Origin of the sequence: Curtobacterium sp. PhB25 (assembly GCF_004365375.1) — a bacterium.
In the GTDB taxonomy this organism is placed as follows: domain Bacteria; phylum Actinomycetota; class Actinomycetes; order Actinomycetales; family Microbacteriaceae; genus Curtobacterium.
The window spans coordinates 152,513-175,486 of sequence record NZ_SODR01000008.1 but is presented as its reverse complement, the minus strand read 5'-3'; the positions used below and the strand labels follow the sequence as shown (position 1 = coordinate 175,486).

Below are 22,974 nucleotides of genomic sequence, written 5' to 3'. Positions count from 1 at the left end.
GGAGACCTGCGGCCGCGCGGCACGAGGGCCCCGCGACCGGAGTCGCGGGGCCTTCGCTGGTGCGCTGGTGCGCTGGTGTTACTTGATGACGATCGACTGCACCGGGCTGGTGCTCGTCGTCAGGCTGTCGGTGCCGGCGAAGACGGCGTGCAGCTTGTGCGTGCCCTTCTTCAGCGCGAGCGCCGAGGTGACCTTGCCGTTCTTGACGGTGACGGTCGCCAGGCGCTTCGTGCCCTGGTAGATCCGCGCGGTGCCGTTCACGGTGAAGCCCGTGGCCTTGACCTGCACGGTCGCCTTGCCGCCGCTGTACTTGAGCGCCGTCCGGGACGGGGCCTTCGTGACGGTGACGGTGGTGGCCTTCGCGGTCGCCGAGTCGGTGCCCGAGAAGGTCGAGTCCGCGTTGACGAACTTGGCGGTGAGCGAGTGCGTGCCGATGGCCAGGGCGCTCGGGAGCGTCATGGTCGCGGTGCTGTTCTTGACGGGGACGGTGCCGAGGACCTTCTTGCCGTCCGAGACCGTCAGCGTGCCCTGCTGCTTGCCGATGCCACCGGCGATGGTCGCGGTGACCGTGGCCGGCTTCGCCGCGTTGACGGTCTGCGACGCGGCGGAGACCGCGAGCGTCGTGGCGGTCGCGGGCAGCGTGGCGTGCAGGTCGAACTGGTCGACGGTCGAACCGATCGCGGCCGGGTCGGCGGTGGCGGTCGGTTGGAGCGTCACGCCGCAGCTGTCGACGTTGCCGTGCTGGACCGCCGAGTTGAGCGTGGTGCAGTCGCCGGCGCGGATGTCCTGCACGGAGAGCTTCTCGTCGGTGACCGAGACCTTGACGAAGGAGCGGACGTGCTCCTGGTTCTCGACCGAGTTGGCCCAGTGGCGCTTGCCGGTCGGGTCGAGCGGGTCTGCGCCGTAGCCGCTCTGGGTGGCGTCCGGAGCGGTCAGGTCGTAGTACTTCGAGCCGGAGGCCGAGTTCGCCGTCATGTAGATGACGCCGCCGGGGCCGGAGAAGACCTCGGGAGCAGCGGGCTGCTCGTTGACGTTGGCCTTCTTGCCGTTCTTGATCGCGTAGCTGCGCGAGTAGGAGTGGTCGTGGCCCTGCAGGACGAGGTCGACACCCATGTCGGAGAACGCACGCGTGAAGTCGAACCGGCGCTGCTGGTTGTCCTTGTCGTTCGCGTGGTCGGCCGGCGAGTAGATCGAGTGGTGGTAGACCAGCGTGGTCCACTTCGCGTCGTCGCCGTAGCGGTTGATGACGTCGCGCACGTAGTTCACGTGGGCAGCGTCCGATCCGGCCGCGTAGGCGTTCGAGTTGATGTCGATGAACAGGACGCCCTTGTACATGTACCAGTAGTCGCCACCCGAGTTCGCGGTGGTGTTGCCGCCCGGGTAGAAGTCCGGCACCTTGAGCGAGTTCGGCACCTGGTTGTGCTGCTCGTACGCCTTGCCGCCGACGTCGTGGTTGCCGATGGTCGAGGCCCACGGGTAGCGCTTGAGGACGTCGCTGCTGTCGGCGAACGCGCCCCACTCGTACTCGTTGTTGGCGTGCTCGATCTGGTCGCCACCGGAGACCAGGAGCTCGGCGTCCGGCTCGGTCGTCGTGGCGTACCGCAGCGTGTCCGCCCAGCCGGCGCCGTCGTCGTCGACGTAGCCCGACGAACCGATCTGCGGGTCACCGAAGAACAGGAAGTCGAAGTCGCCGGAGAAGCTCTTCGTGGTGAAGGTGTACGACGCCGACCAGGCCGACCCGTCCGCCGCACCGACGTGGTACGTGTACGAGGTGTTCGGCTCGAGGTCCGAGATCGTGGCGTGGGCGTTGATGTAGCCCGACTCGGCGGCGATGCCGTCGATGCTCTTCGTGTTCGAGTCCGTCGTGCTCGTGTCGACTGCGGTGTTGGCGGCCTTCGACGCGGCGATCGTCGACTTGGCGTCGGTGAAGACCCCGTCGGTCATCGACGCGGTCTTCTGGATCTCGAGCGACTGCGCGACGTTCGTCGGGAAGTACCACGAGGCGATGCGCTGGCTCTCGGTGGCACCGACGCCCAGCAGGATGTGGAGCGGGCCGCCGGTGGAGATGTTGGTGGTGGGGGTGTTCGTCGCGGCGGATGCGACGTTCGTGCCGACCATCGAGGCGCCGGCGATGAGCGCGGCCCCGAGGACGGCTCCGCACACGCGGAGGGTGGTGGTTCTGCGCCGTGTGGTGGCGCCGGACAGGAGACTCATGGTGGTCCGTTTCTCAGACGTGGGATGGTGCAGCACGGAAGACTCTGCATGCACTGCGAAACGTCTTGGTAAACGCTGAGTGACAAGTCGTCGCTGTTCAGGAGCGGACCACCGTCATCCCGCTGCGAGCCGCTCGACGAACCAGATCATCCCCATCACGAACACCCCGGCGGTCACGACTCCGGTGACCCAGAGCGAGACCCGGTGGGCCTTCCGACGCAGGAGGGACAGCGGTGGGAAGACGATGACGATGATCGCGAGCTGCACGGCCTCGATGCCGACGTTGAAGACGAGGAGCGACACGAGCAGCTGCCACGAGAACGCCTCGTGGATGCCCAGCGCCCCGGCGAACCCGAGCCCGTGGATCAGCCCGAACGCGAACACGACGGCCAGGCGTGTCCAGCCCGCCCGGTCGAGCGAGAAGTGCCCGTGTTCACCGACCACGAGTTCGTCGGCGCGCGACCGGCGCCGCCAGAGCCGCCACAGGTACCAGCCGGCCACGGCGGCGATGGACAGGGCGATGAGCGGCTCGACGACGATCGCGGGCGGGCTCACCACCCCGAGCGCGGCGAGGATGAACGTGATCGAGTGCGCGATGGTGAACGCCGACGCGGTGTAGACCACCTCGCGCAGGCGCCGTGACCCGGCGATGAGCGCGACGAGGAACAGGATGTGGTCGATGCCGGTCAGCAGGTGCTCGGCACCGAGGCGGAAGAACTCCCAGAAGCGCTGCCCGGCCGACTGCTCGGTCGAGAACGACGGCTGCGAAGCGTCGAGCGTCGCTGATCCCTGCTTCGCGTCGACGTCGTAGGTGACGATCGTCTTGGTGTCGCGCACGAAGGTCTCACTGTCCGGGAACAACGTCGACGTCACGACGTGTCCGGTCTGCGTCTCCGACGGCTCCGGGCAGGTGAAGTCCGCCGTCACGTGGGCGTACGGCACCTCGTCCTGCAGGTCGACCGTGACGCTGTCGCCGAGCACGCCCGTGCAGGCCTGCCCACCCGCGCCGGACACCGAGAACCGGTCGAACACGTACTTCCCGAGCGCGTCGGTGTGCGCCTCGGCCGCCGACACCATCCCCGGGAAGTCGCCGTCGTCCCAGGCCTTCTGCCCCTGCGTGTGGAATGCGTCGTCGTGCTCGCTCGTGGCGACCGACACGAGCATCAGGTCGTACTCGAGCCCGAGCTCCGCGTGCACGACGGTCGGTTCCGTCGACGTCACCTTCGCGTAGACGACCGAGCTGAAGCCGTGCGCCGACGCCGGTGACGCCCCGGCCAGCACGCCGACGACGACCACCCCGAGCAGCAGGAGCGCGGCGACGACCCGTGCGATCAGCGCGGACGGGTGGGACGGACGGGCAGGGCGGGCGCGCAGCAGCGCGACGGGGGTTCCGGAAGGCACGCGCAGACGATCCGGCCCTCGGACGACCGGCAGGTGAACAGGTGGTGACCAGCAGTGGGACAGGTGCCGGACAGCCGCCGGAGCCGGCCCGGTGCGGCACACCGACGTGTTTCGATGATGCAGTGACCCGCCTCGCTGCCCGGACGACCGTCCTGCTGACCACCGTCGCCCTCGTCGGCACCGGCGTCGCCCTGCTGTCCGGGTGCTCGGCGACACCCGGCGGGACCGACGCAGGAGCCGGCACCGGCACGTCGGCGACGGCGCACGCCACGGCCGGTGCCCTCGGCGCGGGCTTCTCCGACCCGACGCAGCCGCCGGCACCCGAGGCCACCATCCACCCGGAGCCGGGTTCGTGGTCCGGGGTCCACGCCCCCGACGACTACGACGTCGTGCTGCTGTCGGACGCCGGTGACGCCGACGACGCCCCGACCCGGACCCTGCTCGACGCCGTCGCGTCGTGGGCGGCGGACGAGGACGTCACCGTCACGAGGGTGTCGGCGACGGACGCCGACGACCGGATCGCGGCGGTCACCCGGGCGATCGACGAGCGGTCCGACCTGGTGATCAGCGTCGGCAACCACATGGTCGACCCGCTCGCCGCGGTGTCGCCGACGGCGCTCCACCAGCAGTTCCTGGTCGTGGGTGCCGAGATCGCCGAGCCGACGTCGAACGTGACGGCCGCGGACTGGACCGGCGGCGGCTTCCGTGGCGAAGGACTCGGACCGTCGAGCCACTACGACCCGTCCACCTTCACGGAGGAGCGCGCCGACCGCGCGCTGCGCGCGGGTCTGGCGGCCGTGCTGCACGACCTGCGCGGCATCGTCGTCTGGGTGCGCTGACCCGACCCGCCCCGGGTCCGTCGCTACGCCGGCTCGGCCTCGAGCACGAGCGCGCGCACCTGCGACGCGGCACCGAGCGCCACGGCGTCCGACCCGAGGGTCGACTGCGCCAACCGGATCGTCGCACCGCTCACCGGGGGCTCGGCCGCGATCGCCGCGGTGATGGCCGGTTCGAGCAGGTCCCACGACCGCGCGATGCCGCCGCCGATCACGATCGTCGTGACGTCGAGGATCCCCGCGGTGAGCAGGGCGGCGCGCGCCAGGCCCCACCCCGCGGCCTGGAAGACGGCAGCGGCGTCCGTGTCACCGGCGCGTGCGGCGACGGCGACGTCACGCGCCGACAGCCGCCGGCCGGATCGTTCGGCGTACCGGTCGGCGATGCCACGCGCGCCCGCGATCGTCTCGAGGTGTCCGATCTGTCCGCAGGTGCACAGCGCGTCACCGAAGCCCGGCACGTGGCCGATCTCACCGGCGGCGCCGCGCGGCCCCGCGAACAGCCGTCCGCCGAGCACGAACGCACCGCCGACCCCGGTGCCGAGGGTCATCCCGAGCACGTCGGACTCCCCCGCGACGGCACCGGTGGCGATCTCGCCGAGCAGGAACGCGTTCACGTCGTTGTCGAGCGTCGCCGGCACGCCGAGGGCGTCGTTGACCGCGCGGGTCACGCCGTAACCGGCCCAGCCGGTGAACGAGTTGCCCGTCACCAGGACGGTGCCCGTGGCCGCGTCGACCACGCCGGCCGCGCCCACCCCGACACCCGTCAAGGAGGCCCGGTGCCGGACGAGCAGGCCCGTCACCGCCCCGACGGCGGCCGTCACGATCGCCGCCCCGCCCGCGTGGGCGGGCGTCGGCAGGTCGACGCGGTCGATGACCTCGAGGTCGGGGGTCGTCAGGACGACCTTGGTGTTCGTGCCGCCGACGTCGACGCCGGCGATCACCCGGGTCACGCGGTCACCGCCGCGAGCGAGGCGAGACGCTCCGTCCGGCGCTGCCGTTGCAGGACGGGGTCCGGCACGGGTACGGCGGCGAGCAGGCGCCTGGTGTAGTCGGTCGTGGGGTGGAGCAGAGTCGTGCCGGTGGTGCCCTGCTCCTCGACGACACCCTGGCGCATCACCACGACGCGCTCGGCGAAGTGCTGCACGACGGCCAGGTCGTGCGAGACGAACAGGCACGCGAACCCCAGGTCGTCCTGCAGTTCACCGAGGACCTCGAGCACGGTCTCCTGCACGCTGACGTCGAGCGCCGAGGTCGGTTCGTCGGCGACGAGCAACCGCGGCTCGAGCACCAGGGCACGGGCGAGCGAGACCCGCTGGCGCTGCCCGCCCGAGAGCTCGCGAGGTGCACGCGAGGCGAGGGACCGCGGCAGCCGGACGGCGTCGAGCACCTCGTCGATCCGGCGGCGACGGTCCGCCGACGACATCCCACGGCGGTGCACGGCGAGCGGTTCGGCGATGCACTCCGCCACGGACATCCGGGCGTCGAGCGAGGCCACCGGGTCCTGCAGCACGACGCCGATGCCAGCGCGGAGTGCACGGCGGTCACGGCCCTTCGCGGTCCGCAGGTCCTGCCCGAACAGCGACACCGTGCCGGACGTCGGCGTGATGAGCCCGAGCGCCACCCGGGCCGCGGTGGACTTGCCGGAGCCGGACTCGCCGACCAGGCCGACCGTCTCGCCCGCGTGCACGGCGATGTCGATCCCCTGCAACGCGTGGACGGCGCGCGCCCCGCGCCCGAACGTCACCGTGACGTCCCGCAGGTCGACCACCGGGGCCGCACCGGGCCTCCCGGCCGCCGCGTCAGCGGACCCCGCGTCGACCGGGGCGGCGGGACGGTCGCCCGCCACGTCGAGCCGCGGCACCGCGGCGAGCAGCCGCTTCGTGTACTCGTGCTCCGGACGGAGCAGGACGTCCTCGACGCTGCCGGTCTCGACGATCTCGCCCTGCAGCATGACCGCGACGCGGTCTGCGAAGTCCGCGACGACGCCCATGTTGTGCGTCACGAGCAGCACGCCCGTGCCGGTGTCGACGGCGAGCTTCCGGAGCAGTTCGAGGATCTCGGCCTGCACGGTCACGTCGAGGGCGGTCGTCGGCTCGTCCGCGATGAGCAGCTTCGGCGAGTTCGCGATCGCCATCGCGATCACCACGCGCTGGCGTTGCCCACCCGACAGCTGGAACGGGAATGACCGCGTGCGCGACTCGGGGTCGGGGATGCCGACGCGGCGGAGCAGGTCGACGGCCTCGGCCGCGGCCTGCGCGGCGGTGACCGTTCGGTGGTTCCGGATCACCTCGGCGATCTGCGCGCCGACCCGGGTGAGCGGGTCGAGGGCCGTCGCGGGCTCCTGGAAGACCATCGACACCGTCGAGCCCCGCAGGGCACGGAGCGACGGTTCGGGAGCACCGACGACCTCGTGACCGGCGACGAGCGCGCTGCCGGTCGCGGTCGAGTTGCCGGAGAGCAGCCCCATCGCGGCGAGCGCGACCGTGGACTTGCCGGAGCCGGACTCGCCGACCAGGGCGAGCGTCTCGCCGGGCGCGACCGACAGGGACACGCCCCGGACGGCCGACACCGTGCCGGACTCGGTGCTGAACGAGACGCCGAGGTCGGTCGTCCGCAGGATCGGTTCGGTGGTCATCAGCGGCCCCTCACGTCGAAGGCGTCCCGGAGTCCGTCGCCCACGGCGTTGAACGCGCAGACGATCAGGATCACGGCCAGACCCGGCGGCACGATGAGCCACCAGCGTCCGGAGTACGCGGCGGTGAGTCCCGCCGAGAGCATGCCGCCCCAGTCCGTCGCGGGCGGCTGCACGCCGAGCCCGAGGTACGAGACGTAGGCGACGAGCAGGATCGCGTCGGCCACCTGGAACGTGGCGGCGACGACGATCGTGGACACCGAGTTCGGCAGCAGGTGCTTGCCGATCGCGCGGGCGTGCGAGCCGCCGATCGCGCGCAGGGTGAGCACGTAGTCGCGGTTCTTCAGCGTCAGGGTCTCGGCGCGGATCAGGCGGGACGGCACCAGCCACGACACCAGCCCGAGGATCAGGATGAGCCCGGCGACGCCGGGGGTCGTGATGGCCGAGATGACGAGCAGGATGAACAGCGCCGGGATCGCGATGCCCGCGTCGACGACGCGCATCATCAGCGCGTCGACCCAGCCGCCGACGTAGCCCGCGACGGAACCCCACAGGGTACCGACGACGGTGGCCAGGACCCCGGCGGCGATGCCGACCATGAGCGAGACCTTGCCGCCGTACATCAGCCGGCCGAGCACGTCGTGGCCGACGGCGTCGGTGCCGAGCCAGTGCGCCGCGCTCGGACCCTGGTTCGCCTGCTCGAGCAGGGTGTGGGTCTGGTCGGTCGGGTACAGGAACGGCCCGACGAAGCAGAACAGGACGATGACGACGATCACGGCCAGGCCGATCACGGCGAGCGTGTTGCCGCGGAACCGACGGGCGGCGAGCCGGAACCCGGTGGCCGCGACGGTGACGGGAGCGCCCGGTGCTTCGGGTGCCAGTTGTACGGCGCTCATGCGCGGCTCGCCTTCACGTCATGGGTGGACGCAGTGTCGATGATTGACGCGGCGGTCATGCGCGGCTCGCCTTCACTCGCGGGTCGATGAGGGACTGCGCGACGTCGGCGAGCAGGGTGCCGATGACGGTCGCGATGGAGATGACGAGGACGCAGCCGAGCAGCGTCGGGTAGTCCGACGACTGCGCCGCGTTCCAGAACAGGAGCCCCATGCCGGGGTAGTTGAACAGCTGCTCGGTGACGAGGGCACCGCCGAACAGCACGGGCAGGTAGTAGCCGAGCATCGCGACGACGGGCGTCAGCGAGTTCCGGAACACGTGCCGGCGCAGGATCGTCATCGTCGAGGCACCACCGGCGCGGGCGGTGCGAACGTAGTCCTCCTGCAGGTTCTCGAGCGTCGAGGCCCGCATGTAGCGGCTGAACACGGCGATCATCGCGAGCGCTCCGGTGACGACGGGCAGGACGAGCCCGGCGGGGTCCTGGAACACCTCGGCGAGCGTGGTGCCGCTCGGCGCCTGCGACGGCAGCCACGGCAGCTGCTGGCTGAACACGATGATCAGGATGAGGCCGAGGAAGAAGGCCGGCGTCGAGTAGAAGACGAAGGCCAGCGCGGTGGCGGCGTAGTCGACCGCGCCGTTGCGGCGGGCGGCCTGGAGCATGCCGACCGGGATCGCGACGACGAGGCCGAGGACGGCGGAGATGCCGGTGAGGACGAGGGTCTTCGGCAGGCGTTCCGCGATGAGCTGCGACACCGGTTCGTTGAGCGTGTACGAGGTGCCGAGGTCACCGGTGAGCAGACGGCCGAGGAACCGCAGGTACTGCACCGGCAGCGCCTGGTCGAGTCCCTGCGCCTGGTTGAACGCGGTGATCTGCGCGGGCGTCGCGGAGACGCCGAGGACACCGCGGGCGGGTCCGCCGGGCAGCGCGTGCAGCAGGCAGAACACCACGATCGTGACGATGAGGATCACCGCGAGCGCCTGCAGGACGCGCCTGGTGAGGTAGAGAGCTGTGGTCATGCGGCTTCCGTCGTCTGGGTTGTTGCGTCGGAGCGGACGGGAGGCGCGGTGCGCGTCGGGCGCACACCGCGCCTTCCGTCCGTGGTCACGGTCCTACTTGTTCCACTTCCACTGGGCCGGGTGGAAGTTGGCGAGCGAGTCCTGGTCGAACCCGGACAGGCCCTTCTTGACGACCGAGATCTGGTAGTCGGGGCTCGGCAGCCAGATCACCGGCAGGTCCTTCGCGACCGCGGCGCTGTAGTCCTGCACGGCGGTGGCGTCGGTCGAGGTGGTGGTCGCATCGATGAGGTCGTCGACCTGCTTGTTCGAGTAGCTGCCGAAGTTCGCCGAACCACCGGTCGAGAAGAGCGACTCACCGGTCGGGTAGGCCGGGAAGTACCAGCTGCCCGCGGTACCGAAGAACGACAGGTCCCAGTCGCAGCTGGCCTCGTCGCTCGTGCACGTCGGGGTCTGCGAGAGCACGCTCGACACCGGCGCGGTCTTGATGGTGAAGCCGATGCCGGTCTTCGCGAGCGAGGACTGGATCGCGCTCATCATGTTGTCGGTCACGGTCGAACCGGACTGCGACAGCACACCCATGGTGAACTTCGTGCCGTTCTTCACGCCCTCACCGCACTGGCTGTCGGACGTGCCCGGGTCGGTGCAGACCATCGTGCCGCCCTGCTCCTCCCAGCCGTGGCTGGTCAGCAGGTCCTTGGCCTTCGACGTGCTGAACGGGTACGGGTTGTCCTTCTGCACGTCGGAGACGTAGTCGGACTCCTGCGCCTGCGGGATCGGGCCGTAGGTCGAGGTGGCGGTGCCGTTGAAGACGACCTTCGACAGGGACTTCTGGTCGATCGACATCTGCACGGCCTGGCGGGCGTACAGCTGCTTGAAGACGGCGCCCATGTCCGGGTTGTTGAAGTTGTACGGCATGTAGGTGATGGCCCAGCCGGTCCACGGCTCGACCTCGTAGCCCTTCGCCGTGAACGAGGACTCCTGGTCCATGTCCGTGGCGTTGATGTAGCCGTAGTCGACCTCGCCGGAGCGGACCGCGTTCACCTCGGCGTCGGCCGTCGTGAACGGCAGCAGGTTGACGGTCGTGATCGAGGGCTTCTCGCCGCCGTCGTACTTCGTGTTCGCGGTGAGGGTGACCTTGCCGGCGGTGGTGAACGCCTTCACGCCGTAGGGACCGGAGATGGTCTTCCACAGGTCGTCGGTGGCGTAGTCGGAGATCTTGCCGGCCGCGGTGTTCAGGTACTTCCAGACCTGCTTCGCGCCGGCGGTGGTCTCGTCGGCGTCGGTGACCTTGGCGCTCGCGCTCGTCTTGTCCCAGGCGTGCTGCGGCAGCGGGATGATGTGGCTCAGCTGGTTGGCGAGCATCCAGTCCGAGTTGTACGCCTTGTCGAACGTGATCGTGAAGTGGGTGTCGTCGACGGTCTTGAACGAGGTCCAGTTGTCCGGCGCCTTGCCCTTCGAGTACGAGCCCCACTGGTCCTTGTTCGCCTTGATCAGGTTGAACCAGAACTCGACGTCGCGGCTCGTGATCGCCTCGCCGTCGGACCAGTGCCGGTCACCGAGGGTGATCTCGACGCTCTTGCCGTCGTCGGCGAACTCCGCGTCCGTGGCGACGGACCCGTCCTTGTTCCACGCGATCTTGCCGGTGGAGCCGTCGTACGCGACGAGCGGCTCGTACAGCGACTGCGCGATGGAACCGTTGTTCGTGTTGAGGTGCGCGGCGGTGCCGATCGGCAGGATCCAGTTGGGCGTGAAGTTCGCAGGAAGGGCGTAGTTGATCTCGTCCGGATTCGCGTTCGAGGTGGCGGAACCGCCCCCGGAACATCCGGCGAGCAGGGCGCTCACGGCGATCGCTGCTCCGGTGAGGAGCGCCCAGCGGCGGGGCTTGGTCATGTGTGTCTCCTGGTGCGTGGGAGTTCTGGGGAGGTGGAGCACGCGTGCCGAGCGGCACGGACACAGTCAATGGCCAAAGCCGTTGGAAAAACAAACATCTTCGTGTAAAAACTGCGTTTCTGCCGTTTGGACGAAAGGGTGAACGGGCCGTTCCGCCGGTTAGGCTCCGGGTGTTCGGTCGGTTCGACCGTCGTTTCCCCCGGATTGGAGAAAGTCGTGACGGACCTCTCTGCTCGCGTCCTCGAACTCGTCGCCTCGGGTCAGGCCGCGAGTCGCACCGAGATCGCCACACTGCTCGGCGCCGCTCCGTCGACGGTGTCGCACGTCGTCACCCAGCTGCTGTCGCACGGGCTGCTCGCAGAAGAGGGCACCGACGTCTCGACCGGCGGGCGTCCCCGCAAGGTCCTCCGCATCGGCGGCGTCGACGAGTACGCGGTCGCCGCCGACGTCGGCGGCGGGCACGCGCGGGTCGGGATCGTGCTGCCGGGAGGCGCGCTCGAGTCGGTCGCGAACGTCCCGTTCGCACTCTCCGACGGTCCGACCGCCGGCCTGCAGCGACTGGCCGGCCTGCTCGAGCGGCTCGCCGACGACCGTGGCCGCGCCGGTCTACGCGGGGTCGGGCTCAGCCTGCCCGGTCCCGTCGACGTCGAGGCCGGTGTCGTCGACCTGCCGAGCCGGATGCCGGGCTGGAACGGGTTCCCGGTGGCCGCCTGGCTGTCCGACCGCTTCGGCCTGCCGGCGATCGTCGACAACGACGCGAACTGCATGGCCGCCGGCGAGCAGAGCGTGCAGCCTCCGGGACGCCGGCAGACCATCACGATCAAGGCCGGATCGGCGATCGGCGCGGGCATCGTCATCGACGGCCGCCTGTACCGCGGGTCCACGGGTTCGGCCGGGGACATCACCCACGTGCGGATCGACGCCGCCGGTGACACCCCCTGCTCGTGCGGGAACACCGGGTGCCTCGAGACCGTCGCGTCCGGAGCTGCCCTGGTGCGGATCCTGTCGGGCGCCGGGGTCGACGTCTCCTCGACCGCCGACGTCGTCCGACTCGCCTCGGACGCCCACCCCGAGGCCACCCGTGCCGTGCGCCTGGCCGGTCGGTACCTCGGCGAGGTGCTCGCGGCCAACGTGAACTTCTTCAACCCGGACGCCGTCTACCTGGGCGGCATCCTCTCCACCCTCGACCCGTTCATCGCGGCCGTGCGCAGTCAGCTCTACGAGAGCTGCCACCCGCTCATGACGCAGCACCTGGCCATCGAGCCGGTGTCGCTCGGTGCCGATGCCGGGCTCGTCGGTGCCGGGCAGTTCGCACTGCAGCGGGGCCTCGCCGCGTCGCTCGAGGAGCTGTCCACCCCCATCCCGCAGTCCACCACCAGGAACAGGAGCGTCCGTGTCTGAGACCGTGCCCGCCACCCCCGCCGTCCCCGCCGTCCCCGCCGGTGCCCGTCGTCCGGTCGTCGCCATCGCCGGACTGGCCATCGAGACGTCGACCTTCACCCCCACCCGCACCCACGCACCGGCGTTCCACCCAGACCGTGGCGACGAGGTCGTGGCGCGGTACCCGTTCCTGTCCGCGATGTCGGACGCGGCGGACTTCCGCGGGGCGCTCATCGGGCACGCGCTGCCCGGCGGCATCGTGGACCGGGCGTCCTACGAGGAGCTCGCGGCCGAGATCGTCACGCGACTGCGCGCGATCGTCGACGCCGAGCACGTGGACGGCCTCTGGTACGACATCCACGGCGCGATGGTCGTCGAGGGCCTCGACGACGCCGAGGCGGACCTGCTCGGCCGGATCCGTGCGGTGATCGGCCCGGACGTCATCGTGTCGGCGTCGATGGACCTGCACGGCAACGTCACGCGCGAGCTCGCCCACCAGGTCGACCTCGTCACCTGCTACCGGATGGCCCCGCACGAGGACGCCATGGAGACCAAGGAACGTGCCGTCCGGAACCTGGTCGACGTGCTCACCGCGCGTCCTGCCGGAGCGCAGCGCCCCGTGAAGGCCTGGATCCCGATCCCCGTCCTGCTGCCCGGCGAGCAGACCTCGACCCGCCTCGAACCCGCCGCCTCGCTGTACGCCCAGGTGCCGCTCGTCGAGCAGACCGACGGCGTGCTCGACGCCGCGATCTGGGTCGGCTACGCCTGGGCGGACCAGCCCCGCGACCAGGCCGTCACCGTCGTCACCGGGTGGGACGAGGCCGCCGTCGCCGCCGGGGCCGAGCGCCTCGCCCGTGCCTTCTGGGACGTCCGCGAGGACTTCGTCTTCGTCGCACCCACCGGCACGTTCGACGAGTGCCTGGCCGCCGCGCTCGCGCCCGGCGCCGCACACCCCTACTTCGTGTCCGACTCCGGCGACAACCCCACCGCGGGCGGCTCCGGCGACATGACCTGGGGTCTGACACAGGTGCTCGCGAACCCGGCCTTCGCGAGCGCCGACGGCCCCACCCTGATCTACGCGAGCGTCCCCGGCGCCGCCGCCGTGGCGACCGCGGTCGAGGCCGGTGTGGGTGCGACCGTCACGGTGACCGCCGGTGCGTCGGTCGATGCCGTGCACGCCGGACCGATCACCATGACCGGGCGGGTCCACGCGGTCAAGCACGGCGACCGCGACGCCGAGACCGAGGTCGTGCTGCAGGTCGGCAGCGTCTTCGCGATCCTGACGAAGCTGCGCAAGCCGTACCACCACGAGCACGACTTCACCGACCTCGACCTCGCACCACGGCAGGCCGACGTCGTCGTGGTGAAGATCGGGTACCTCGAGCCGGAGCTGTTCGACATGGCCGCCGACTGGATGCTCGCGCTCACCCCGGGTGGTGTCGACCAGGACCTGCTCCGCCTCGGGCACCACAGGATCGAGCGGCCGATGTTCCCCTACGATCGAGTGTTCCCCGAGGCCCCGGACCTGACCGCCAGGATCATCCCGGCCTCGGACCAGCCACTCGGAGCCTCTGCATGACCCCTTCGCCCGTTGCACTCGAGATCGCGGTCACCTCGCCGCAGGGTGCGGTCGTCGCACGGGACGGCGGGGCCGACCGGGTCGAGCTCTGCGTCGGGCTCGAGCTCGGCGGGCTGACCCCGTCGCAGGCCCTGGTCGAGACGACCCACGAGACCGGGATCCCGGCGCACGCGCTGGTCCGGTGCCGCCCCGGCGGGTTCGTGCACACCCCCGACGAGGTCGAGCTCATGGTGCGCGAGGTCCGGACGGTCCTGCGCTCCGGTGCCGCCGGTGTCGTCGTCGGTGCGCTGCGCCCGGACGGGACCCTCGACGATGACGCCCTGCGCCGCTTCGTCGACGCCGCCCGCTCGGTCAGCACGACCGCCGAGATCACCCTGCACCGGGCGATCGACCACGCGGTGGACCCCGTCGCCGCAGCAGCCACGCTCGCCGCCCTCGGGTTCACCCGCGTGCTGACCTCCGGCGGCGCCCCCACCGCGGGAGCCGGCGCTGCCACGATCGCCCGGATGGTCGACGCCGCCGGGCCCGTGCAGGTCATGGCCGGTGCCGGTGTCACCCCGGCCGACATCCGGGCGTTGGTCGCGACGGGCGCCGCCGCCGTGCACCTGTCGGCCAAGCGTGCCGCGCCGGACAGCGCCCACGCCGGGGTCCCGATGGGCGGCGCCGACGACGGTTCCGCGCACTTCGTGACCGACGCCGAGGTCGTAGCGGCCGCGCGACGCGCCCTCGACGCCTGACACTGGTCTCAGAACAACTGCGCCAGCTCGCAGCGCGCCTCCGGTCCGATCACGACAGGTCGCGGGAGGACGTCGGCATCCTGAGGATCGGCCGATCGGCCTGCTCGATCGCGACGGCGATCGTGTAAGCCCGCTGCGCCGTCACCTCACCGAACGCGACGAGTTCCTCGAGGACAGCACGCGTGTCTCGAGTGACGATGCCCATGCGCCCGGCCACTCTGAGCGACCCGCCGTCCTCACTTATCCAGACGCTTCCCGCGAACTCCGCGCGGGTCCGGAGCAGGTGGAGCGTCTGGCTCTCACCGAGGTGTTCGAGGGGCTTCTCGTCGCTACCGCCGAAGCGGCCCGTGCGCACCGCTTCGATCTGCAGCTGATCGACTACATCGCGGAACTCGATCGCCGGACCGAACCAGTCGTGGAGGTCCAGCCGGGCGAGGTTCGGAACATGGGCTGTGGAACGCTCGATCTCGAACGCAACGGCTTCCACAACCCTCCCTGCACCGTGGAGGCTGGCACGCAAGAGGTCGAGTTCGTCGACGGCAGCGAAGTTGCAGATCAGCGAGTTGTCCGGAAACCAGTGGAGCGCCACGATCAGTTCTCGGTCATGCCGGCTTCTGGGACCGGTGTCGATCCGTCGTCCAGCGCGAAGAACTCCTCGGCATCCTGCGGTGCCCACCCAAGGAGCGTCGCGACGGGCTTCACCGTCGTGTCACCGTCGCGGTAGGCATCGAGGGCAGCGTTGACGAGCAGCCAACTCGGACGTGGCTCCCCCGCAGCGTGCGACAGGTCGACGTACTCGGCCGCTTTCCCGAGCTGCATGTAGATCGAGCGAGCGCGCAGGCCGATCAGACCTGCTCGGTCGGTCTCGCCGATGTGCTTCTCGTTGAAGAGCCGCCATGCCATCGACTCGGGCGAGAGCTGGAAGTGCCCGACCAGCTCCGGGAACGCCGCTGCCGTCGAGCGCCCGCCGATCGCCGCGCTGAGTTCGTCCGCGGGGGCGAGGAATGCCGCGGCGAAGCTGTTCGCGCGCCGCTCGACGTTCGAGCGCGCCGTCCCCATTCGTTCCTGGAGCATGCCCTGACGAGCATCACCGAAGGCGATGTGCGCGAGTTCGTGCGCGAGCGTGAACCGCTGACGCAGGGGCCGGTCGGTGGTCGCGGGGAGGATCACCCGGCAGTGCGCGTCCTCGTACGAGAGACCGTCGATCCCCTCCGGCAGGTCGGTGACGACGACCATCACGCCGAAGACGCGTTCGATGGCCGAGATGAGATCGTGCGTCGACAGGCCGCCGAGCGGTCGACCGATCTCCGTGACGAAGCGACGCGCGAGCTCAGCCGCCTCGACCGTGTACCAGCTCGACCGTTGGGCGAGCTGCGGGAGCTCAGGCAGGACCAACGGGCGGTCGACCGCTGCGAGGCCACGAACGCCAGTGGCGAGGAGTTCGACCGTCCTCGCCCCCGCTTCGTCATCGACACCAGCGAGCCGGGCGCGCTGGGCGAACACCGGTCGGAACGGCTCACGTCCAGTGATCAGCCAATCGACGCTGCGACGGCCCACGTCGGCGATCCTGGCCAGTTCAAGGGAGGAGAACCGTCGCCGACCCGAGAGCGACTTCGAGAGTTTGCTCGCGTCGATGCCGATGGAGGCTGCGAAGTCCGCTCGCCCGAGGTCGACCGATGTGATGACGGCTTCGACACGTTGTTCCAGGGATCCGGCCATGTCGCTAGCGTACTTGCGATTATCGCAAACGGCAACACATCACATGCCGCGCTTGCCAGCGTGACCGAGCAACGGACGGGAGGCACGGTGCCAGCTGGCACCGTGCCTCCCGTCCGCCGTCAGCGCGTCAGCGCTGTCAGCCCTTGACCGGGATCGACTGCGCCTTGAGCGCCGCCACCGTCTTGGACTGCCCGGACTCGAGTGCCTCGAGCAGCGTGCCGTCACCGGACGCCGCCGAGCCGAAACCGTCGGAGACGTCCGAGTAGGTCTGCGTCATCGTCGGACCCCAGGTGAAGGGCTGGATGTCCTTCGCTGCGGTCGCGAACTCCTCGTAGATCTTCTGGTTGCCGTAGAACGGGAGTCCCTCGGTCAGCGCGGGGAGCTCGGCGCCGGTGGAGGACGCCGGGTAGAGGTTGGCCTCCTTGTTCAGTGCGGACAGCGCCTCGGTCGAGGTGTTCAGCCAGACCAGGAACTTCGACGCCTCGGCGGGGTGCTCGCTGCCGGCGAAGACGACGTTCGACGAACCGCCCCAGGCGGCCGACTTCGACTCGCCCTCGCTCCACTGCGGCATCGGCGCGACGGCCCACTTGCCGGAGGTCGACGGCGCACCGCTCGAGATGGTGTTCGCACCCCAGACGGCGGAGACCCAGGTCCAGTCCTGGCCGCTGTCGTACGCGGCGTTCCACTGGTCGGTGAAGCTCGGCAGGGTGTTGACGAGCTTCTTGTCGATCAGGTCCTGCCAGTAGTCGGCGACCTTCTTCGACTTCGCGTCGGTCAGGTCGACCTTCCACGAGTCACCCGAGTTCGCGAACCACTGGCCGCCGGCCTGTGACACGAGCCCGGCGAACTGGTTGACGTCACCCTTGGCGAAGTTCGTGATGTTGCCGCCGAGCGCCTTGATCTTGACGGCGTCCTCGGCGTACTCCTCCCACGTCTTCGGGGCGTCGAGCCCGGCCTTCTCGAACAGGTCCTTGCGGTAGTACAGCGCCATCGGACCGGAGTCCTGCGGCACGGCGTAGACGGACTTCGACTCGCCGAAGGTGACCTGGTTCCAGAGGCCGTCGGAGAAGTCCTTCTTCGCCGCCGAGATGCCGGAGCACGCACCGATGTCCTCGAGGCCGCCCTGCACCCGGAAGGCCGGCAGGGTGTCGTACTCGACCTGGCCGATGTCGGGCGCCTGCTTCGCCTTGAGCTGGTTGAAGAAGTTCTGGTACGTCCCGCTGTTGCCGTTCGCGACGATCGAGGTCTTCACCTGGATGTCCGGGTTCGCCTTGTTCCAGATGGCGACGACCTTGTCCATGTTCGGCACCCAGGTCGTGAAGTCGAGCGTGACCTTGCCGCTCGAGGGCTTGCAGCTCGCGGCTGCAGTGTCGGAGGAACCGCCGCCGCTGCCGCTGCCGCCGGCGCTGCAACCGGCGAGGGCGACGGTCGCGGCGACCGCCAGGGCGGCGACGCTGAGGAACTTCGTTGTCTTCATGCTGTTTCCGTTCGGGATGTGGTGTGGGGAGGGCTGGTGTGCGGAGGGAGTGCTGGTCGGGTGGCTACTTCAGACCGCCGGACCCGAGGCCGGAGCGCCAGAAGCGCTGCAGGCTCAGGAACGCGATGAGCAGCGGGATGATCGAGACGAAGGACCCGATGAGCACGAGGGTGCGCAGGTCGGGGTACTGGTTCACGCTCGAGTTCCACGTGTAGAGGCCGAGCGTGACGGGGAACAGCGACGAGTCGCGGAGCATCACGAGCGGCAGGAAGAAGTTGTTCCAGACGGCGACGAACTGGAACAGGAAGATCGTCACGAGCGCCGGCGACATGAGCCGGACGGCGACGGTGAAGAACGTGCGGACCTCGCCGGAGCCGTCGATGCGCGCGGCCTCGATGATCTCGTCGGGCACGCTCGACGCCGCGAACAACCGCGACAGGTAGACGCCGAACGGGCTGACGATGCTCGGCAGGAACACCGACCAGAACGTGTCGGTCAGGTCGACCTGGCTGAAGATGAGGAACAGCGGCAGGGCGAGCGCCGTGGCCGGCACGAGGACGCCGCCGAGGAACGTGTTGAACAGTGCCTCACGACCGCGGAACCGGTACTTGGCCAGGGCGTACCCACACATCGCCGACAGCACGGTGCCGAGCAGCCCGGCGACACCGGCGTAGGCGATGCTGTTGAGCAGCCAGCGCAGGTAGATGCCGTCCTGCCGCGTGAACAGCTCAGCGAGGTTCGCGAAGAAGTCCTGCACCGAGGTCGCGCTGAACCACAGCGAGAACGTGGTGTTGAAGTTCGCTGCCGTCTTGGTCGACGAGACCAGCAGCCAGAAGATCGGCAGCAGGAAGTACAGGGTGAAGACACCCATCACGATCATCGCGGCGCTGCGCGAGATGACGCTCTCCCGCGGCCCGCGTGCACCGTGCTGGTGCGGACGGGAGGCTCGGTTCGGCTCGAGCGGTCGGCCCGCGTCGCGCACGGTGTCGCCCGGGGTGGGTGCGTGGACGGTCACTGGGCGGCCTTCCGCTGGGTCAGTCGGAGGAACCCGATCGACAGGATGAACGTGGCGAGGGCGAGGACGACCGAGAACGCAGCCGCCAGGTTGAAGTTCGGCACCGACGAGGTCGAGTAGACGAGCATGTTGGGCGTGAACGTCGACGAGATCGTCGAGGTGAACTGCCGGAAGACGGTCGGCTCGGTCAGCAGCTGCAGCGTCCCGATCACCGAGAACACCGCGGTCAGCACGATCGCCGGCACGACCAGGGGGATCTTGATCGACAGCGCGATCCGGAGCTGCGAGGCCCCGTCGAGCTTGGCGGCCTCGTAGATCTCGGCCGGGATCGCCAACAGCGACGAGTAGATGATGAGCATGTTGTAGCCGACGAAGACCCAGGTCACGACGTTCGCGACGGCCCAGAGCACGGTGCCGGACCCCAGGAAGTCGACCTTCGAGGTCACGGCGGAGAACGGCGACAGGTCCGGGGCGTAGAGGTAGCCCCACATGATCGCGGCGATGACACCGGGGACCGCGTACGGCGCGAAGAAGGCCAGGCGGAAGAACCGCTTGCCACGCAGCAGCGGGGAGTCGAGCAGCAGCGCGAACAGGAGCGCGAGCCCGAGCATCACGGGGACCTGCACGACACCGAACAGCAGCACGCGGAGCACCGAGTCCCCGAACGCGCTGTTCTGGAACACGAGCGCGTACTGGCTCAGCCCGCCGAACACCTGTGTCGGGGCGCCGAACGTGCCCTGGCGCTCGATCTTCTGCAGCGACTGCCACACGGCGTACAGGATCGGGACGAGGTAGAACGCGGTGAACAGCAGGGCGAACGGGACCACGAAGATCGCGATCGCCAGGCGGTAGCGGGAGCCCCCGCCCCGACGACGGACGGCGCGGGGCCGCTGGGTGGTGGTGGTCATGATCGGTTCCTGTCGGTGCGGATGATCTGGGTGCTGCCGGCGTCGAGGACGGTGACGCCGTCGACGGGTCGGTCGGTGACGAGCTCGTGGCCCGTGACGGTGTGCAAGGCAGGCTGGTCGGAGTGGTTGAGCAGGAACACCCACTCGTGCTGGTCGTCGCGGCGCCGGACGACCTCGACACCCGGTGCGGTCGCGGGATCCGGGGAGACGCCGGCCTCGGCGAGCACGCGGCGGAGCAGGTCGCGCAGCGCGTCGGCCTCGAGCACGGTGGACGTGTACCAGGCGGATCCGGCGCCGTGGTCGTTGCGGGTGACCGCGGCGGAGCCGGCGAGCGGGCCCTCGGCGTACTCGACGACGCTCGTGGCGCCGCGCAGCGCGACGGGCTCCGACCACACGGTGCCGGTGGTGCCGTCGGACAGCGCGATCGCCTGGTCCGCGGCGAGCGGCAGGAACTCGTCGACCCGGATGCCGAGCAGGTCGCGGAAGGCGCCGGGGTAGCCGCCGGTGCGGACCCGGTCGCGTTCGTCGACGATCCCGCTGAAGAAGGTGACGACCGCGTGGCCACCGGCGGCGACGTGGTCGGCGATCACGGCGGCGTGCTCGTCGCGCACCAGGTAGAGCTCGGGGACGACGACCGCGGCGTAGCCGTCGAGCGGGGCGCCCGGCGCGACGACGTCGACCGTGACCCCGAGGTCTCGGAGCGCGGCGTGGAACGCGTGCACCTGCTGCAGGTACCGGAGCGCAGTGGTGGGGTGGGCCTCCAGGTCGGCGGCCCACTGGTTCTCCCAGCTGAAGACGAGCGCGACCTCGGCGACGACCCGGGATCCGCGCAGTTCGCCGAGCCGCTCGACGAGCGCCCCGAGGGCGACGACGTCGCGCCAGGTGCGCGAATCGGTGCCGGCGTGCGGCAGCAGTGCGGAGTGGAACTTCTCGGAGCCCTGCACCGACGCGCGCCACTGGAAGAAGCAGACGCCGTCCGCGCCCCGGGCGATGTGCGCGACGGTGTCCTGCAGCATCTGGCCCGGTGCCTTCGCGACGTTGTGCGGCTGCCAGTTCACGGCGCCGGTCGAGTGCTCCATCAGCAGCCACGGGGCTCCGCCGGCGAGTCCGCGGGTGGTGTCCGCGGCGAAGGCGAGCTCGGCGTGCGGGCGGGGCAGGCGGTGGTCGAGGTAGTGGTCGTTCGCGATGACGTCCATGTCGGCCGTCCACGACCAGTAGTCGAGCGCGGTGATGTGCGCGGCGACCATGAAGTTCGTGGTGACGGGCTTGTCGCTCAGTTCACGGAGCACGGCGGCCTCGGCACGGTGGTGGCCGAGGAGTTCGTCGGACGAGAACCGGTCGAAGTCGATGGTCTGCGCGGGGTTCGTGGACGACAGCGTCGCGCGGGGCGGCAGCACCTGCTCCCACGCCGAGTACCGCTGGCTCCAGAACGAGGTGCCCCACGCGGCGTTCAGTTCGTCGACGGTGCCGTAGCGGGCACGGAGCCAGCCACGGAACGCCTCGGCCGAGACGTCGCAGAAGCAGTGCGCGTTGTGGCAGCCGAGCTCGTTCGACACGTGCCAGAGCTTCACCGCGGGGTGGTCGCCGTAGCGCTCCGCCGTGGCGCGGACCAGGGCGAGGGCGAGCTCGCGGTACACCGGGGAGCTCGGGCAGAACGCCTGCCGCCCGCCGGGCCAGCGCGTGGTGCCGTCCGCCACGACGGGCAGGACCTCGGGGTGCAGCGTGGTGAGCCACGGCGGGGTCGAGGCGGTGCCGGTGCCGAGGTCGACGCCGATGCCCGCGCCGTGCAGCAGCTCGATGACGGTGTCGAGCGCGGTGAAGTCGTACTCGCCCTGACGCGGCTCGACGTGCGACCAGCCGAAGACGTTGATCGCGACCAGGTTCACCCCGGCCTCGCGCATCAGCCGGACGTCCTCGACCCAGACCGCAGGGTCCCACTGCTCGGGGTTGTAGTCGCACCCGAAGGCGAGCCCGGTCGAGCCGAGCCCGAGCGCCCCGGTGGCGGGCGTCGGCAGGGTGGTCGTGGTCACGTCAGGGTCCTCGCTGATCGGGGCGACCGCTGCCGCTCCGGTCGTTGACGACCCCTTCGACGGCGAAGGTCTCCCAGGTTCTGGGAGCGCTCCCAGTCCAGCCGGACCGAACGGGTTCGGATCGTTCTGGGAGCGCTCCCAGAGTGAACACCAGAAGCGGACCGCTGTCAACAAGACGCGTGCTGGAGCCCGTCGTGGGACGGATATGGTTGCCGCATGTCCGAGGTCCGAACCGCACGCCAGCGCGCCACGATCCAGGACGTCGCCGACGAATCAGGACTCTCCCGGGGCACCGTTTCACGGGTCCTGAACGACGAACCGTACGTGTCGCCCGAAGCCCGCGAAGCCGTGCGGGCAGCCGTCCGGCGCGTCGGCTACGTGCGCAGCGCGGCGGCCCGGAGCCTGGTCACCCGACGCTCCGGAGCGATCGCCCTGATCGTGCACGAGCCGTCGGTCCAGGTGCTCGACGACCCGAACATCGGCAACATCCTGATCGGCACCAACACGGTGTTGTCGCAGGCCGACCAGCAGCTCGTCACGATCATGGTCGACTCGGCCCGCGACAACGAGCGCGTCGTCGAGTACCTGCGCGGCGGGTTCGTCGACGGTGCCATCGTGCTGTCCGCCCGCGACGGCGACCCGATCACCCGGGCGATCGAGGAGATCGGCATGCCGGCGTGCTTCGTCGGCCACCCGTCCGACGCCGCGAACATCTCGTACATCGGCATCGACAACCGCGCGGCCGCCGAGCAGATCACCCGGCGCCTGGTCGCCACCGGCCGAAAGCGGATCGGCATGCTCGCGTCCGGGCTCGACCGCGACTCGGGGCAGGACCGACTGGCCGGCTTCACCGCGGCGCTCGGCGACCGCTTCGACCCCGAGCTGGTGGCCCGCAACCCGCTGTTCAGCTACACCGCCGGCACCGAGGGCATGCGTGAGCTCCTCGACCGGGCCCCCGACCTCGACGGGGTGTTCGCCGCCTCGGACGCCGTGGCCGCCGGCGCGATGGACGTCCTGCAGCGCAGCGGCCGGTCGGTCCCCGGTGACGTCGGCGTCGTCGGCTTCGACGACAGCGCCTGGGCACTGCGTTGCGACCCGCCGCTGTCGACGGTCCGACAACCCGCGCACACCCTCGGCGAGAGCGCGGCGCAGCAGGTGCTCGCGCAGATCGCCGGTGCCGACGAGGGCCCGCACGGACTCATCCTGCCGACCGAGGTGGTCTGGCGCGGGTCCGCCTGAGCACCA

General features: G+C 70.2%; 18 protein-coding genes. 5 read left to right on the top strand and 13 right to left on the bottom strand.

Features of this window, described 5'->3' with window-relative positions:
- Nucleotides 1-78: 78 nt before the first annotated feature.
- Complete coding sequence (locus EDF51_RS15800) at nucleotides 79-2,214, bottom strand: metallophosphoesterase family protein (protein ID WP_165918707.1); 2,136 nt, start codon at nucleotides 2,212-2,214, stop codon at nucleotides 79-81.
- A 114-nt stretch (nucleotides 2,215-2,328) separates the two neighbouring features.
- Nucleotides 2,329-3,615 (bottom strand): HupE/UreJ family protein, encoded by a 1,287-nt coding sequence (locus EDF51_RS15795; RefSeq protein ID WP_134195598.1) that lies wholly within the window; start codon nucleotides 3,613-3,615, stop codon nucleotides 2,329-2,331.
- A 122-nt stretch (nucleotides 3,616-3,737) separates the two neighbouring features.
- On the opposite strand from EDF51_RS15795, the gene EDF51_RS15790 reads away from it, so the two are divergent.
- Nucleotides 3,738-4,454 (top strand): hypothetical protein, encoded by a 717-nt coding sequence (locus EDF51_RS15790; RefSeq protein ID WP_134195596.1) that lies wholly within the window; start codon nucleotides 3,738-3,740, stop codon nucleotides 4,452-4,454.
- Between the two features lie 23 nt (nucleotides 4,455-4,477).
- On the opposite strand, the gene EDF51_RS15785 is transcribed toward EDF51_RS15790, so the two are convergent.
- The 5 genes from EDF51_RS15785 to EDF51_RS15765 form a co-directional block, all read right to left on the bottom strand.
- Nucleotides 4,478-5,401: an ROK family protein gene (locus EDF51_RS15785; protein ID WP_207895507.1), complete on the bottom strand. Its 924-nt coding sequence runs from the start codon at nucleotides 5,399-5,401 to the stop codon at nucleotides 4,478-4,480.
- Nucleotides 5,398-7,086, bottom strand: coding sequence for an ABC transporter ATP-binding protein (locus tag EDF51_RS15780; RefSeq protein ID WP_131881024.1), 1,689 nt, complete (start codon nucleotides 7,084-7,086; stop codon nucleotides 5,398-5,400). The genes EDF51_RS15785 and EDF51_RS15780 overlap by 4 nt, the downstream gene beginning before the upstream one ends.
- A complete protein-coding gene (locus EDF51_RS15775) occupies nucleotides 7,086-7,979 on the bottom strand; it encodes an ABC transporter permease (RefSeq protein ID WP_111085912.1) in 894 nt (297 codons plus the stop codon). The genes EDF51_RS15780 and EDF51_RS15775 overlap by 1 nt, the downstream gene beginning before the upstream one ends.
- A 55-nt stretch (nucleotides 7,980-8,034) precedes the next feature.
- Nucleotides 8,035-8,994 (bottom strand): ABC transporter permease, encoded by a 960-nt coding sequence (locus EDF51_RS15770; protein WP_131844871.1) that lies wholly within the window; start codon nucleotides 8,992-8,994, stop codon nucleotides 8,035-8,037.
- A gap of 93 nt (nucleotides 8,995-9,087) precedes the next feature.
- A complete protein-coding gene (locus tag EDF51_RS15765) occupies nucleotides 9,088-10,884 on the bottom strand; it encodes a peptide ABC transporter substrate-binding protein (RefSeq protein ID WP_131881022.1) in 1,797 nt (598 codons plus the stop codon).
- Nucleotides 10,885-11,100: 216 nt separating this feature from the next.
- Here EDF51_RS15765 and EDF51_RS15760 point away from each other — a divergent pair, with 216 nt between their 5' ends.
- Genes EDF51_RS15760 through EDF51_RS15750 form a run of 3 tightly spaced genes read left to right on the top strand, consistent with a single transcriptional unit; the run spans nucleotide 11,101 to nucleotide 14,580 of the window.
- Nucleotides 11,101-12,285: an ROK family protein gene (locus tag EDF51_RS15760; RefSeq protein WP_111085915.1), complete on the top strand. Its 1,185-nt coding sequence runs from the start codon at nucleotides 11,101-11,103 to the stop codon at nucleotides 12,283-12,285.
- Complete coding sequence (locus tag EDF51_RS15755) at nucleotides 12,278-13,843, top strand: M81 family metallopeptidase (RefSeq protein WP_207895506.1); 1,566 nt, start codon at nucleotides 12,278-12,280, stop codon at nucleotides 13,841-13,843. The genes EDF51_RS15760 and EDF51_RS15755 overlap by 8 nt, the downstream gene beginning before the upstream one ends.
- A complete protein-coding gene (locus EDF51_RS15750; protein ID WP_131881018.1) occupies nucleotides 13,840-14,580 on the top strand; it encodes a copper homeostasis protein CutC in 741 nt (246 codons plus the stop codon). The genes EDF51_RS15755 and EDF51_RS15750 overlap by 4 nt, the downstream gene beginning before the upstream one ends.
- 49 nt (nucleotides 14,581-14,629) lie before the next feature.
- On the opposite strand, the gene EDF51_RS15745 is transcribed toward EDF51_RS15750, so the two are convergent.
- The 6 genes from EDF51_RS15745 to EDF51_RS15720 all read right to left on the bottom strand — a co-directional run bounded on the left by EDF51_RS15745 (nucleotide 14,630) and on the right by EDF51_RS15720 (nucleotide 21,729).
- Complete coding sequence (locus EDF51_RS15745) at nucleotides 14,630-15,169, bottom strand: hypothetical protein (protein WP_131881016.1); 540 nt, start codon at nucleotides 15,167-15,169, stop codon at nucleotides 14,630-14,632.
- A gap of 2 nt (nucleotides 15,170-15,171) precedes the next feature.
- Complete coding sequence (locus tag EDF51_RS15740) at nucleotides 15,172-16,299, bottom strand: XRE family transcriptional regulator (protein WP_134195588.1); 1,128 nt, start codon at nucleotides 16,297-16,299, stop codon at nucleotides 15,172-15,174.
- 136 nt (nucleotides 16,300-16,435) lie between these two features.
- Nucleotides 16,436-17,776, bottom strand: a complete 1,341-nt coding sequence (locus EDF51_RS15735; RefSeq protein WP_131844876.1) for an extracellular solute-binding protein — start codon at nucleotides 17,774-17,776, stop codon at nucleotides 16,436-16,438.
- 64 nt (nucleotides 17,777-17,840) lie between these two features.
- Nucleotides 17,841-18,791, bottom strand: coding sequence for a carbohydrate ABC transporter permease (locus EDF51_RS15730; RefSeq protein ID WP_243648935.1), 951 nt, complete (start codon nucleotides 18,789-18,791; stop codon nucleotides 17,841-17,843).
- Nucleotides 18,788-19,699, bottom strand: coding sequence for a sugar ABC transporter permease (locus EDF51_RS15725; RefSeq protein WP_134195586.1), 912 nt, complete (start codon nucleotides 19,697-19,699; stop codon nucleotides 18,788-18,790). Before EDF51_RS15725 ends, EDF51_RS15730 begins: the two co-directional genes overlap by 4 nt.
- Nucleotides 19,696-21,729 carry a beta-galactosidase gene (locus tag EDF51_RS15720; protein ID WP_134195584.1) on the bottom strand — a complete coding sequence of 678 codons (2,034 nt, stop codon included), beginning with the start codon at nucleotides 21,727-21,729 and terminating at the stop codon, nucleotides 19,696-19,698. The genes EDF51_RS15725 and EDF51_RS15720 overlap by 4 nt, the downstream gene beginning before the upstream one ends.
- Before the next feature lie 216 nt (nucleotides 21,730-21,945).
- Here EDF51_RS15720 and EDF51_RS15715 point away from each other — a divergent pair, with 216 nt between their 5' ends.
- The gene (locus tag EDF51_RS15715) at nucleotides 21,946-22,968 is read left to right on the top strand and encodes a LacI family DNA-binding transcriptional regulator (RefSeq protein WP_131844878.1); all 1,023 of its coding nucleotides are present in this window, start codon (nucleotides 21,946-21,948) and stop codon (nucleotides 22,966-22,968) included.
- The last annotated feature ends 6 nt before the right edge of the window (nucleotides 22,969-22,974 follow it).

Bases quoted from the DNA above. Each gene is read 5' to 3' on its own strand.
- EDF51_RS15800 (WP_165918707.1), bottom strand. From the start codon at position 2,214: ATGAGTCTCCTGTCCGGCGCCACCACACGGCGCAGAACCACCACCCTC.
- EDF51_RS15780 (WP_131881024.1), bottom strand. From the start codon at position 7,086: ATGACCACCGAACCGATCCTGCGGACGACCGACCTCGGCGTCTCGTTC.
- EDF51_RS15775 (WP_111085912.1), bottom strand. From the start codon at position 7,979: ATGAGCGCCGTACAACTGGCACCCGAAGCACCGGGCGCTCCCGTCACC.
- EDF51_RS15770 (WP_131844871.1), bottom strand. From the start codon at position 8,994: ATGACCACAGCTCTCTACCTCACCAGGCGCGTCCTGCAGGCGCTCGCG.
- EDF51_RS15765 (WP_131881022.1), bottom strand. From the start codon at position 10,884: ATGACCAAGCCCCGCCGCTGGGCGCTCCTCACCGGAGCAGCGATCGCC.
- EDF51_RS15750 (WP_131881018.1), top strand. From the start codon at position 13,840: ATGACCCCTTCGCCCGTTGCACTCGAGATCGCGGTCACCTCGCCGCAG.
- EDF51_RS15740 (WP_134195588.1), bottom strand. From the start codon at position 16,299: ATGGCCGGATCCCTGGAACAACGTGTCGAAGCCGTCATCACATCGGTC.
- EDF51_RS15735 (WP_131844876.1), bottom strand. From the start codon at position 17,776: ATGAAGACAACGAAGTTCCTCAGCGTCGCCGCCCTGGCGGTCGCCGCG.
- EDF51_RS15725 (WP_134195586.1), bottom strand. From the start codon at position 19,699: ATGACCACCACCACCCAGCGGCCCCGCGCCGTCCGTCGTCGGGGCGGG.
- EDF51_RS15715 (WP_131844878.1), top strand. From the start codon at position 21,946: ATGTCCGAGGTCCGAACCGCACGCCAGCGCGCCACGATCCAGGACGTC.